Source organism: Marinobacterium alkalitolerans, assembly GCF_017776525.1.
In the GTDB taxonomy this organism is placed as follows: Bacteria; Pseudomonadota; Gammaproteobacteria; order Pseudomonadales; family Balneatricaceae; genus Marinobacterium; species Marinobacterium alkalitolerans.
Genome location: NZ_JACVEW010000001.1, coordinates 123878 through 135677 on the forward strand (window position 1 = coordinate 123878; position 11800 = coordinate 135677).

The window sequence follows — 11800 nt, forward strand, 5'->3', positions numbered from 1 at the left end:
TCAGGCGTGTCCGGCGTGTACCGGCAACAGGTTCAGATTGATGCCCAGTGTGGCCGCTGCGGCCTGCAGGCGGTCCTCAAGGGGCAGGTAAAAAAGTATATCTGAATTTGCCGGACAGCTTAACCAGAGGTTGTCACGCAGTTCCTGTTCCAGCTGCTCGGGGCCCCAGCCGGCGTAGCCCAGTGCAACCAGAAAGGTATCAGGGCCTTCGCCCCGTGCGATCGCTTCCAGAATGTCGATAGAGGTGGTCAGGCTCAGTTCGTCGTTGATGGGGTGGCTGGACAGCCATTCCTGGCCCGGTTCCTGGCGGTGCAGCACGAAGCCACGGTCATCGCGGACCGGGCCGCCGTTGAAAATCGGCCGCCCTGACAGAATGCCGGTGTGGTTTTTCAGTTCCAGATGTTCCAGCAGGTCGCACATGCGGATACCGCTGGGCTTGTTGACGACGATCCCCATGGCGCCATATTCGCTGTGGTCGCACAGGTACACCACCGTGTCAGCAAAGGTGTCGTCATGCTGGTGTGGCATGGAGATCAGGAAATGATCGCGCAACGATGTGGGTGGCTGTGTCATGGTGGTGAGCTCTGCGTTGCTGGGTGACAAGTTAGGCTTAGTACACCCGGGCCTGTTTCTCAAATCGCCAGGTACGAATGATTTCAAGTCGATCCACCTTTTTTCGCATCTCGACCGGAAAACTCTGGAAGGGTGACGCCAGCTGGACGATGCGAATGGCTGCGTCATCCAGGATCGGGTGACCGGAGGAACTGAGAATTTCCACGTTCACCACCTTGCCGTCCGGGTTCAGTGCGACCAGCATGCGCAGGCGGCCCTGAATGCCCTGGCGGCGGGCCTGATCGGGATAGTTCAGGTTGCCGACGGTTTCGACACGACGACGCCAGTTGTCCAGATAGGCCGCGTATTCATGCTGGCGCGTGGCCGCCGAGGTCAGTCGCAGCACGCGTGGCTTCTGGGAGCGGGTTTCGCGCTGCAGGTCGAGCTGGGCCTGAAGGCTGGCCATCTCGAGGCTGCGGGCAAGCAAAGAGGTCGATGCTGAAGGGGTGGTGGGCGCGGATGGCGCGGCCTGCTGTTCGCGCCGGCTGTCCGGTTTGGGTGACGGCGTACGCTGCACCACCTGTGCCTTGGGTTTGGGGCTGTCGGTCCCTGCCTGTACCTGTGCATCCGGAGAGGGCTCGGGCGCGGGGGCCGGTGGCTGTGGCTGTTCACGAGCCGTATCGGGGGCCGGGGGTTGCTGGGCGGCCTGCAGGTTGGGGCTGTCGCTGGCGAGCGGTGCCTGCTCGGTGGTGGTGGGCGTGGCTACCACGTCTTCGGTGCCACTGCCGGCCTGGTTGTGCTGGGCAATGAAGTCCGCCTTCTCCGGCGCGTCTTTCTGCGCATGCTGGGCCAGGGTGACATCGAGGGTATGCTGGGGTGGCTTGCGCTCGGGCAGCGAAAAGCCGAGCGCAAGCAGCAGGACGCCGTGTACAGCCGCCGCCAGGAACAGCATGAAACCGAAGTTGTCGCTGTTCAGGTGGTGCGAGAGCGGCAGACGGGCGCCCGGCGTGCTCATCGTGAGGCCAGTTCCTGCTCGATACAGTTCATCAGCTCCATGCCGATGTCGAGGTTGAACTGATCATCCAGCTCACGGATGCAGGTGGGGCTGGTCACGTTGATTTCGGTCAGGTAATCCCCGATCACGTCCAGACCGACAAACAGCAGCCCCCTTTCACGCAGGGTCGGACCTACCTGTTCCGCGATCCAGCGGTCGCGATCACTCAGCGGGCGGCCTTCGCCACGACCACCGGCGGCCAGGTTGCCACGGGTTTCGCCGGCCATGGGGATACGCGCCAGAGCATAGGGAATCGGTTCACCGTTGATCATCAGAATGCGCTTGTCACCCTGCTTGATCTCGGGAATGTACTTCTGTGCCATGATGGTCTGGGTACCGTGTGCGGTCAGCGTCTCGATGATCACGCCCAGGTTGGTGCCGTCTTCACGGACATGGAAAATGGACGAGCCGCCCATGCCATCCAGCGGCTTGAGGATGACGTCCTTGTGCTCGGCGTGGAACTGGCGGATCAGGTCGGCACGACGCGTGACCAGCACCGGCGGGCAGCACTGCGGGAAGTGGGTGGCGAACAGCTTTTCGTTGAAATCACGCAGGCTGCCGGTGCGGTTGACGATCAGGGTGCCCTGCGCTTCGGCCATCGCCAGCAGGTGAGTGCTGTAGATGAACTCGTTGTCGAACGGCGGATCCTTGCGCATCAGGATCACGTCCAGGTCGGTCAGGTCGCGGGTGACATACTCACCCCGCTCGAACCAGTTGTTCGGGTCCATGGCGACCTGCAGCGGTGCCATCTGCGCCTTGACCTGTCCATCACGCAGGAACAGGTGCTGCTGCTCCATGTAATGCAGTTCCCAGCCCTTGCGCTGTGCGGCCCACAGCATGGCCAGTGAGCTGTCTTTTTTGTAGCTGATGGCTTCGATGGGGTCCATCACCACGCCGACTTTAAGTGTCATGCTGATTTCCTGTGCTGAATAGGATGTCAATCTTACCCCAGGTCACCCCAGAGGTAGTGCAAAATGGCGCAGGCCGCGACCGGGGCGGTTTCCGTACGCATCACGCGCGGTCCGAAGGCGACCGGCTGGAAGCCTGCGGCCAGTGCCGCGTCCACTTCGGCCTCGGTCAATCCGCCCTCGGGGCCGATCAGCAGGGCGACCGAACCCGGTTTTTCCATCGTCTGCAGGGGCTGAGCGGTATGGTGGTGCAACACCAGCTTCAGATCGGCGTCGACCTGCTCAATCCAGCTCTGCAACGGCGATACGCTTTCGATACGGGGCACGCGGGTGCGCAGGCTCTGTTCGCAGGCGCTGATGGCTACCTGCTGCCAGTGACGCAGTCGCTTGTCTTCACGGTCGCCCTTGAGCTTCACCTCACAGCGTTCGCTGGTGAGCGGCGTAATGCGGCTGACGCCCAGTTCAGTGGCCTTCTGTACCGCAAAGTCCATGCGCTCCCCGCGCGACAGTGTCTGGCCCACGTGGATCTGCAACGGGGATTCGACCGCAGGGGTTTCGGTCTGTTCCAGCTCGGCAAATGCACTGCGCTTGCTCACGTCCACCAGCCGCGCCAGGCACTCTACGCCTTCACCGTTGAAGACACGGATGGGGTCACCGTCGTTCATGCGCAGTGCGCGCACAACGTGCTGGATGCTGGTATCGGACAGCTCGATCCGGGTACCGGCAGAAAGTGTCTGGGCTTCGTAGACGCGGGGTATGCGCATGGCGGTCCTGCTGACTGAAAAGTTCAGCGGCTATTATGGCGCAGGGCGGGCGACGGATGCCAGTGAGGCAGATTGTCGTATGTGCAGAGCGGTGTTTTCGCGGGCGGAGCGAGCTCCCGCAGTCAGGCTGTGGGAGCACACTCCGTGCGCGCAGGGCGCTGAGGCTTAGAGGCCTGCAGCGTCCTTCAGTGCGGCGGCCTTGTCGGTCATTTCCCAGGGGAAGGCCGTGAAGGTGTCGTCGCCGACGGTCATTTCAAACGGATCGCGCCCGAAGTGGCCATAAGCCGCGGTCTGACGGTACATCGGGTGCAGCAGATCCAGCATGCGGGTGATCGCGTAGGGGCGCAGGTCGAAATGCTCGCGCACCAGTCCGATAATCTTCTCGTCACTGATCTTGCCGGTACCGAAGGTATTGACGGACACGGAGGTCGGCTCGGCTACGCCGATGGCGTAGGACACCTGGATTTCACAGCGGTCCGCCAGGCCGGCGGCCACAATGTTCTTGGCTACGTAACGACCGGCGTAGGCCGCGGAGCGATCGACCTTGGACGGGTCCTTGCCGGAGAAGGCGCCGCCACCGTGGCGGGCCATGCCACCGTAGGTGTCCACGATGATCTTGCGGCCGGTCAGACCACAGTCACCCACCGGGCCACCGATGACGAACTTGCCGGTCGGGTTGATGTGGAATTGGGTACCCTTGTGCAGCAGTTCCGCCGGCAGGACGTGCTTGATGATCAGCTCCTGCACCGCTTCCTGCAGGTCTGCCTGGGTAACGTCCGGGTTATGCTGAGTGGACAGAACCACCGCATCGATGGCCACCGGCTTGCCGTTTTCGTAGCGGCAGGTCACCTGGCTTTTTGCATCGGGGCGCAGCCAGGGCAGCAGGCCGGACTTGCGTGCTTCGGCCTGACGTTCCACCAGACGGTGGGAGAAGGTAATCGGCGCCGGCATCAGCACGTCAGTTTCGTTGGAAGCGTAACCGAACATCAGGCCCTGATCGCCTGCACCCTGATCTTCCGGCTTGCTGCGGTCAACGCCCTGAGCAATATCCACGGACTGCTTGCCGATGATGTTGATCACACCACAGGTTTCGCCGTCGTAGCCCACATCCGAAGAGGTGTAGCCGATATCACAGATCACGCTGCGAACCAGGTCTTCCAGGTCGATCCAGGCAGAGGTGCTGATCTCGCCGGAGACAATGGCAACACCGGTCTTGACCATGGTTTCACAGGCCACGCGGGCGTACTTGTCTTCCGCGATGATGGCATCCAGCACCGCGTCAGAAATCTGGTCGGCGATTTTGTCCGGGTGTCCTTCAGACACGGACTCGGATGTGAACAGGTTGTATTCGCTCATTTCCGGAAACAATCCTCACTGGGGTTCTCAGGTGCGCCCGCGCAGAGATCCGGGCGACGCAATAGACGTTGGGTCAAACCGGCTATTTTAACGTCAGCCCCGGGCGCTTGCATAATGATCACCCGCTTTTTACTTGAAATTTTTGCGTTCAGAGCATGAAAAACCTTCCAATTGCGCATTTCGATTTGAAGCTGGTCGCTATCTGGGTGAAAATTGCGCTTCAAAATTTCACGAATCCGTAAACCTCAGTTGGGTCCAGCCCCAGGAGTAGATGAATGTCCTCTCGTCGAGAACTTGCCAATGCGATTCGCGCATTGAGCATGGACGCCGTACAAAAAGCCAAATCCGGTCACCCGGGTGCCCCGATGGGCATGGCGGATATCGCCGAAGTGCTGTGGAACGATTTCATGAAGCACAACCCCGGCAACCCGCACTGGTACGACCGTGACCGCTTTGTGCTCTCCAACGGCCATGGCTCCATGCTGATCTACTCGCTGCTGCACCTGACCGGCTATGACGTGGGTATCAACGACCTGAAGAACTTCCGTCAGCTGCACAGCAAGACTGCTGGTCACCCGGAATACGGTTACTGCCCGGGTGTTGAAACCACCACCGGCCCGCTGGGTCAGGGCATCACCAACGCCGTGGGCATGGCGGTGGCTGAAAAGGCGCTGGCGGCACAGTTCAACCGTGACGGCCACGAGATCATCGATCACTACACCTATGCCTTCATGGGCGATGGCTGCCTGATGGAAGGTGTCTCCCATGAAGCCTGTGCCCTGGCCGGCACGCTGGGTCTGGGCAAGCTGGTTGCGTTCTGGGATGACAACGGCATCTCCATCGACGGCGAAGTGGAAGGCTGGTTTACCGACGATACGCCGGCACGCTTCGAGTCCTACGGCTGGCAGGTGATTCGCGATATCGACGGTCATGACAGCGACCAGATCCGTGAGGCGATCGAGCAGGCGCGCGCCAACACCGAACAGCCGACCCTGATCTGCTGCAAGACCATCATCGGCTTCGGTTCACCGAACAAGCAGGGCAAAGAGGATTGCCACGGTGCGCCGCTGGGTCACGACGAAATCATGCTGACCCGTGACCAGCTGCAGTGGGCGCACCCGGAATTTGAAGTGCCGGAAGAGCTGTACGAGCTCTGGGATGCCCGTGAAGCCGGCAGCCATGCCGAAAACGAGTGGAACGAGCGCCTGAGCGCCTACAAGTCTGCCTACCCGGAACTGGCAGATGAGCTGCTGCGCCGTCTGTCCGGCGAACTGCCGGCTGACTTCTGTGAGAAAGCCGATGCCTGGATCGCTGAGGTGGCTGAAAAGGGTGACACCATCGCGTCCCGCAAGGCGTCACAGAATGCCATCGAAGCCTTTGGCCCGATGCTGCCGGAATTCATGGGCGGCTCGGCCGACCTGGCCGGCTCCAACCTGACCCTCTGGTCCGGCTCCAAGGGCCTGACCCGTGACGACGCCAGCGGCAACTACATCCACTACGGTGTACGTGAGTTCGGCATGAGCGCCATCATGAACGGCATCGCTCTGCACGGCGGCTTCATTCCCTACGGTGCCACCTTCCTGGTATTCATGGAGTACGCCCGCAACGCGGTGCGCATGGCCTCCCTGATGAAGCAGCGTGTGCTGTTCGTGTATACCCACGATTCCATCGGTCTGGGTGAAGATGGCCCGACCCACCAGCCGGTTGAACAGATTGCCAACCTGCGCCTGACGCCGAACATGGAAACCTGGCGCCCCTGTGATGCGGTTGAATCCGGTGTTGCCTGGAAAGCGTCCGTGCAGCGTACTGATGGCCCCAGTTCACTGATCTTCTCCCGTCAGGGACTGCCGCATCAGCAGCGCGGCGGTGACCAGATCGCAGCGATCGAGCGCGGTGCCTACATCCTGCGTGACACCGACGGCACGCCGGACGCGATCCTGATCGCCACCGGTTCCGAAGTGGCGCTGGCGATGGACGCGGCTGAAGCTCTGGCGGCCAAAGGCAAGCAGGTACGCGTGGTGTCCATGCCCTGTACCGAGCGTTTCGACAAGCAGGACGCTGCCTACAAGGAACAGATCCTGCCGGCAGCCGTGACCGCACGTGTGGCCGTGGAAGCGGCACATGCCGACTTCTGGTACAAGTACGTCGGCCTGAACGGCGCCGTTGTGGGCATGCGCAGCTTTGGTGAATCCGCTCCGGCGGGTGAACTGTTCAAGTACTTCGGCTTCACTGTCGACAACGTTGTCGAGACCGTTGAAGGTCTGCTCTGAGTGGAACTCCGGGGGCCTCGTGCCCCCGGCAGTCTGATGACCCCATGAGCTATCGTATCGCGATCAACGGTTATGGCCGTATCGGGCAGGGTGTCCTGCGAGCCCTCTATCAGCGCGGACTGGAGTCCGAGCTGCAGGTTGTGGCGATCAACGAGCTGTCGGACCTGGACACGCTCACCTACCTCACGCGCTATGACACCACCCATGGTCGTTTTCCCAAGCCGGTGGATAACGATGGCAGTGCGTTGTTGATCAACGGTGACCGCATTCAGGTCTTCAGCCAGTCGGAACCCGAGCAGGTGCCCTGGGGCGAGCTGGGGGTTGATCTGGTGCTGGAGTGCTCCGGGGCGTTCAGAACCCGTGAGGATGCCGAGCGGCATCTGCACAGTGGTGCCAAGCGCCTGCTGTATTCGCACCCGGCGCAGGCCGATATCGATGCCACCATCGTGTTCGGCTACAACCAGAGCAGTCTGAAGGCGGAACACCGTATCGCCTCGGCCGCTTCCTGTACCACCAACTGTATCGTGCCGGTGCTGGACCTGCTGGATCGTCATTTCGGGATCGACAGCGGGGTGACCACGACCATTCACTCGGCGATGAACGACCAGCCGGTGATCGACAGCTACCATCGCAGCGATCTGCGTCTGGCACGCAGTGCCATGCAGTCGATTATTCCGGTGGATACCGGGCTGGGCCGCGGGATTGATCGCCTGTTGCCGCACCTGGCGGGCCGCTTTGAATGCCTGCATGTGCGAGTGCCCACGATCAACGTTTCGCTAATGGACCTGTCGGTCAACCTGCAGCAGGATACCGACCCGAGCAGTGTGAACGCCATGCTGCGTGCGGCGGCTGACAATGAACTGGCCGGTTTGCTGGGCTATACCGAAGAGCCGCATGCCTCGATGGACTTCAACACGGACCCCCACTCGACCGTAGTAGACGGGACCCAGACCCGTGTGTCGAGTGGACGGCTGCTGAAGCTGATGTGCTGGTTTGACAATGAATGGGCGTTTGCCAACCGGATGCTGGATGTATCCCGTTACTGGCTGACGCTCAAGGACTGAATCTCTGAATCAACAAACACAGGAACACCTCTGATGAGCGTATTGAAGATGACGGATCTGGATCTGGCCGGCAAGCGCGTGCTGATCCGTGAAGATCTCAATGTTCCGGTCAAGGACGGTCAGGTGACCTCCGATGCCCGCATTCGTGCCTCCCTGCCGACCATTGAACAGGCCCTGAAAGCCGGTGCCAAAGTGATGGTGATGTCTCACCTGGGACGTCCGACTGAAGGTGAGTACGAAGAGCAGTATTCGCTGGCGCCGGTGGCGGAGTATATCGGCAAGCTGCTGCAGCGCCCGGTGCCGCTGATCAAGGATTGGCTGGACGGCGGTGTCGAGGTGGACGAGGGCGAACTGGTCCTGCTGGAGAACGTTCGCTTCAACCTGGGCGAGAAGAAGGATAACGAAGAACTGTCACGCCAAATGGCCGCGCTCTGCGATGTCTACGTGATGGATGCCTTCGGTACCGCGCACCGTGCGCAGGCCTCGACACATGGTGTTGCGAAGTTTGCACCGGTTGCCTGTGCCGGTCCTCTGCTGGCCAATGAGCTGGATGCGCTGGCCAAGGCGCTGGATAAGCCGGCCCGTCCGATGGCGGCGATCGTCGGCGGCTCCAAGGTCTCCACCAAACTGGAAGTGCTGAATGCGCTGTCCGAGAAATGTGACCAGCTGATCGTGGGTGGCGGTATCGCCAACACTTTCCTGGCGGCAGCGGGCAAGCCGGTCGGCAAGTCGCTGTGCGAGCATGACCTGATTCCGGCGGCGCAGGCGCTGATGGAAAAGGTGAACATTCCGTTGCCGGTGGACGTTGTGGTGGCGAAGGAGTTTGCCGAGACTGCGGAAGCGACCATCAAGTCGGCCGACGATGTGGCCGAGGACGAAATGATTCTGGATATCGGCCCCGAGTCTGCCAGGAACCTGGCGGAGCTGCTGACCAGCGCCGGTACCATCATCTGGAACGGCCCGGTGGGCGTATTTGAATTCGACCAGTTTGGTGAAGGCACCAAGGCGCTGTCACTGGCCATCGCCGACAGCAAGGGCTTCTCCATCGCAGGGGGCGGTGACACCCTGGCGGCGGTGGATAAATACGACATCGCTGATAAGATTTCCTACATCTCCACCGGCGGTGGTGCTTTCCTCGAATTCGTTGAAGGCAAGGTGCTGCCGGCTGTTGCGGTACTGGAAGAACGCGCAGCCAAGTAAGATTTTTGATTAACCAATTTAAAGGGTGAAACCATGGCTCTGATCTCCATGCGTCAGCTGCTGGACCATGCCGCCGAATACGGCTATGGCATTCCGGCGTTCAACGTCAACAACCTGGAGCAGATGCGTGCGATCATGGAAGCGGCGGCCAAGACCGATTCGCCGGTGATCGTTCAGGCCTCTGCCGGTGCGCGCAAATACGCGGGCTCCAACTTCCTCAAGCACATGATTCTGGCAGCCATCGAGGAATTCCCCGATGTGCCGGTGTGCATGCATCAGGACCACGGTACCAGCCCGGCGGTGTGCCAGCGCTCCATCGCGCTGGGCTTCTCCTCCGTCATGATGGACGGTTCTCTGGGCGAAGATGGCAAAACTCCGACCAGCTACGAATACAACGTGGACGTAACCCGTCGTACCGTCGAAATGGCACACGCCTGTGGCGTATCCGTGGAAGGTGAACTGGGCTGCCTGGGCTCGCTGGAAACCGGACAGGCGGGTGAGGAAGACGGTATCGGTGCCGAAGGTACCCTGTCTCACGACCAGATGCTGACCGATCCGGATGAAGCGGCTGACTTCGTCAAGCAGACCAACGTGGATGCCCTGGCCATTGCCTGTGGTACCTCGCACGGTGCGTACAAGTTCACCCGTCCGCCGACAGGCGACATCCTGGCGATCGATCGCATCAAGGCGATCCATGACCGCATCCCGACCACTCACTTGGTGATGCATGGCTCTTCGTCCGTGCCGCAGGAGTGGCTGGCCGTGATCAACCAGTTTGGTGGTGAAATTCCGGAAACCTACGGTGTGCCGGTCGAGCAGATCGTTGAAGGGATCAAGTACGGCGTGCGCAAGGTGAATATCGATACCGATCTGCGCCTGGCCTCCACCGGTGCCGTGCGCCGATTCCTGGCCGAAAACCCGGCCGAGTTCGATCCGCGCAAATTCCTCAAGGCGACCATGCAGGCGATGACCGAGATCTGTGTTGCTCGCTATGAAGCCTTCGGCACTGCGGGTCATGCCAGCAAGATCAAGGCGGTGTCGCTGGAAGACATGTCCGAGCGTTACATGACCGGTGAGCTCGACGCCAGGATCAACTGATCGGCCTCAGAGAGACCCCGAAACCCGGCTCCGGCCGGGTTTTTTTATGCCTTCAATACTGAGTGTTACCGAATAGGTACACTGTAACCTTTTGAAAATAAATGATTATTTGCAATGGGTCTTCATTTGTCTGCAAAATGCCGACACTTAACCGGGGATGAATGGTTTCAGCAGGCGAAGAAAACCGTTAATCATCCAGTAAGTATTTGAAAATTAACAAAATATATAACTTGGCACAGGGTTTGTAACAGGGCCGGTGAGTGTAATTAATGGAGTAAGCACAATGATACGTTTCACCCTGGTTCTCACCCTGATGCTGACCTTCATCGGCCTGCCGATGGCACTGAAACCCTTCCTGTTCCAGTCAGAGCCGCGTCTGGTGATTCTCAATACCGACGAGACGCCTCACGTGGTCAACCCGCGTGTGACCGAGCGGGTGACGCCAGTCGATGCCCAGCCGATGGAAGGGCCGCAACTGACCCTGTATCGCCCGTTTGCGGACGAGCTGATGGCGGCAGACTCCTGATTCGGGGGGGCAGCGCAGTCTCCGGAACTCGTCTGCAGCGCACTGGCAGGGTATCCTTGGCACCCCCTGAAGAAGTGTCGTAAAAGGATCCTCATGGTTTATCTTGTTGCCGTAACCCTGCTGTGGGCTGTCTCGTTCAGTCTGATTGGCGAATACCTGGCCGGTCAGGTTGACAGTTATTTTGCCGTCCTGACCCGTATCCTGCTGGCGGCGATGATCTTTATTCCCCTGCTCCGGCCTGCCCGGTTGCCCGCCGGGCTGATGGCCGGGGTCACGTTGGTGGGGGCGTTGCAGTTCGGCCTGACCTATATCTGTCTGTATCAGTCCTTTGAGTACCTCAGCGTACCCGAGGTGTTGCTGTTCACCATCTTTACGCCCTTGTATGTAGCGCTGATCGACAACCTGCTGCAGCGCCGCTTCAGTCTTGGACCCTTGGTGTCCACGGCGGTGGCAGTGCTGGGTGCGGCCATTATCCGCTATGACGGCGTCAGTGATGACTTCATTCATGGCTTCCTGTTGCTGCAGCTGGCGAATATGGCGTTTGCCGCCGGCCAGGTGGGGTATGCACACCTGGTGCGTCACTATCAGGTCGAAGGGCGGGAGCTGTGGCACAGCTTCGGCTTTTTCTTCGTCGGGGCGTTCCTGCTGGTGCTGCCGGCCTGGCTGCTGCTGGGCAACCCTGAACGCATGCCGCAAACGGCATTGCACTGGGGTGTACTGGCCTGGTTGGGACTGGCGGCTTCCGGACTGGGCTTCTTCTTCTGGAACAAGGGCGCAACGCTGGTCGATGCGGGGACGCTGGGCATCATGAACAACGCACTGGTGCCTGCAGGGCTTGTCGTGAACCTGCTGATCTGGAACCGTGATGCCGATCTGCCAAGGCTATTGATTGGCGGTGCCGTGATCGCTCTGTCGCTGTGGGTGAATGCGCGCTGGAGCCATTGGGTGGGTGTACGCTCCAGGTGGGCCTGACGGCTACACTATACTCAAGCAAACGTTGCGAGGGGC

Annotated in this window: 11 protein-coding genes; 6 read left to right on the forward strand and 5 right to left on the reverse strand. The window is 60.5% G+C overall.

Annotation, left to right across the window (positions count from 1 at the left end; translation table 11 throughout):
* From H9C73_RS00645 to metK, 5 genes are all read right to left on the reverse strand, one after another.
* Nucleotides 1-573 carry a YqgE/AlgH family protein gene (locus H9C73_RS00645; protein ID WP_209285840.1) on the reverse strand — a complete coding sequence of 191 codons (573 nt, stop codon included), beginning with the start codon at nucleotides 571-573 and terminating at the stop codon, nucleotides 1-3.
* A gap of 37 nt (nucleotides 574-610) precedes the next feature.
* Nucleotides 611-1567, reverse strand: coding sequence for an energy transducer TonB (locus tag H9C73_RS00650; RefSeq protein WP_209285841.1), 957 nt, complete (start codon nucleotides 1565-1567; stop codon nucleotides 611-613).
* On the reverse strand, nucleotides 1564-2517 hold the full coding sequence (gshB, locus tag H9C73_RS00655) for a glutathione synthase (RefSeq protein ID WP_209285842.1): 954 nt from the start codon (nucleotides 2515-2517) through the stop codon (nucleotides 1564-1566). Before gshB ends, H9C73_RS00650 begins: the two co-directional genes overlap by 4 nt.
* A gap of 32 nt (nucleotides 2518-2549) precedes the next feature.
* Complete coding sequence (locus H9C73_RS00660) at nucleotides 2550-3278, reverse strand: 16S rRNA (uracil(1498)-N(3))-methyltransferase (RefSeq protein ID WP_209285843.1); 729 nt, start codon at nucleotides 3276-3278, stop codon at nucleotides 2550-2552.
* Between the two features lie 165 nt (nucleotides 3279-3443).
* Nucleotides 3444-4634, reverse strand: coding sequence for a methionine adenosyltransferase (gene metK / locus H9C73_RS00665; RefSeq protein ID WP_209285844.1), 1191 nt, complete (start codon nucleotides 4632-4634; stop codon nucleotides 3444-3446).
* Between the two features lie 275 nt (nucleotides 4635-4909).
* Between metK and tkt the strand changes: the two genes are divergently transcribed.
* The 6 genes from tkt (at nucleotide 4910) to H9C73_RS00695 (ending at nucleotide 11764) form a co-directional block, all read left to right on the forward strand.
* A complete protein-coding gene (gene tkt, locus H9C73_RS00670; RefSeq protein WP_209285845.1) occupies nucleotides 4910-6904 on the forward strand; it encodes a transketolase in 1995 nt (664 codons plus the stop codon).
* Between the two features lie 44 nt (nucleotides 6905-6948).
* Nucleotides 6949-7968, forward strand: coding sequence for a type I glyceraldehyde-3-phosphate dehydrogenase (locus tag H9C73_RS00675; RefSeq protein ID WP_209285846.1), 1020 nt, complete (start codon nucleotides 6949-6951; stop codon nucleotides 7966-7968).
* A gap of 33 nt (nucleotides 7969-8001) precedes the next feature.
* Nucleotides 8002-9168: a phosphoglycerate kinase gene (locus H9C73_RS00680; RefSeq protein WP_209285847.1), complete on the forward strand. Its 1167-nt coding sequence runs from the start codon at nucleotides 8002-8004 to the stop codon at nucleotides 9166-9168.
* A gap of 33 nt (nucleotides 9169-9201) precedes the next feature.
* On the forward strand, nucleotides 9202-10266 hold the full coding sequence (gene fba, locus H9C73_RS00685) for a class II fructose-bisphosphate aldolase (RefSeq protein WP_209285848.1): 1065 nt from the start codon (nucleotides 9202-9204) through the stop codon (nucleotides 10264-10266).
* A gap of 283 nt (nucleotides 10267-10549) precedes the next feature.
* Nucleotides 10550-10792, forward strand: a complete 243-nt coding sequence (locus H9C73_RS00690) for a hypothetical protein (protein ID WP_209285849.1) — start codon at nucleotides 10550-10552, stop codon at nucleotides 10790-10792.
* 93 nt (nucleotides 10793-10885) lie between these two features.
* A complete protein-coding gene (locus H9C73_RS00695) occupies nucleotides 10886-11764 on the forward strand; it encodes a DMT family transporter (RefSeq protein WP_209285850.1) in 879 nt (292 codons plus the stop codon).
* The last annotated feature ends 36 nt before the right edge of the window (nucleotides 11765-11800 follow it).

What these genes read in the sequence shown, in the direction of transcription:
- H9C73_RS00650 (WP_209285841.1), bottom strand. Translation starts at nt 1,567, where the DNA reads ATGAGCACGCCGGGCGCCCGTCTGCCGCTCTCGCACCACCTGAACAGC.
- H9C73_RS00675 (WP_209285846.1), top strand. Translation starts at nt 6,949, where the DNA reads ATGAGCTATCGTATCGCGATCAACGGTTATGGCCGTATCGGGCAGGGT.
- H9C73_RS00660 (WP_209285843.1), bottom strand. Translation starts at nt 3,278, where the DNA reads ATGCGCATACCCCGCGTCTACGAAGCCCAGACACTTTCTGCCGGTACC.
- gshB (WP_209285842.1), bottom strand. Translation starts at nt 2,517, where the DNA reads ATGACACTTAAAGTCGGCGTGGTGATGGACCCCATCGAAGCCATCAGC.
- H9C73_RS00680 (WP_209285847.1), top strand. Translation starts at nt 8,002, where the DNA reads ATGAGCGTATTGAAGATGACGGATCTGGATCTGGCCGGCAAGCGCGTG.
- H9C73_RS00645 (WP_209285840.1), bottom strand. Translation starts at nt 573, where the DNA reads ATGACACAGCCACCCACATCGTTGCGCGATCATTTCCTGATCTCCATG.
- tkt (WP_209285845.1), top strand. Translation starts at nt 4,910, where the DNA reads ATGTCCTCTCGTCGAGAACTTGCCAATGCGATTCGCGCATTGAGCATG.
- H9C73_RS00695 (WP_209285850.1), top strand. Translation starts at nt 10,886, where the DNA reads ATGGTTTATCTTGTTGCCGTAACCCTGCTGTGGGCTGTCTCGTTCAGT.
- metK (WP_209285844.1), bottom strand. Translation starts at nt 4,634, where the DNA reads ATGAGCGAATACAACCTGTTCACATCCGAGTCCGTGTCTGAAGGACAC.
- H9C73_RS00690 (WP_209285849.1), top strand. Translation starts at nt 10,550, where the DNA reads ATGATACGTTTCACCCTGGTTCTCACCCTGATGCTGACCTTCATCGGC.
- fba (WP_209285848.1), top strand. Translation starts at nt 9,202, where the DNA reads ATGGCTCTGATCTCCATGCGTCAGCTGCTGGACCATGCCGCCGAATAC.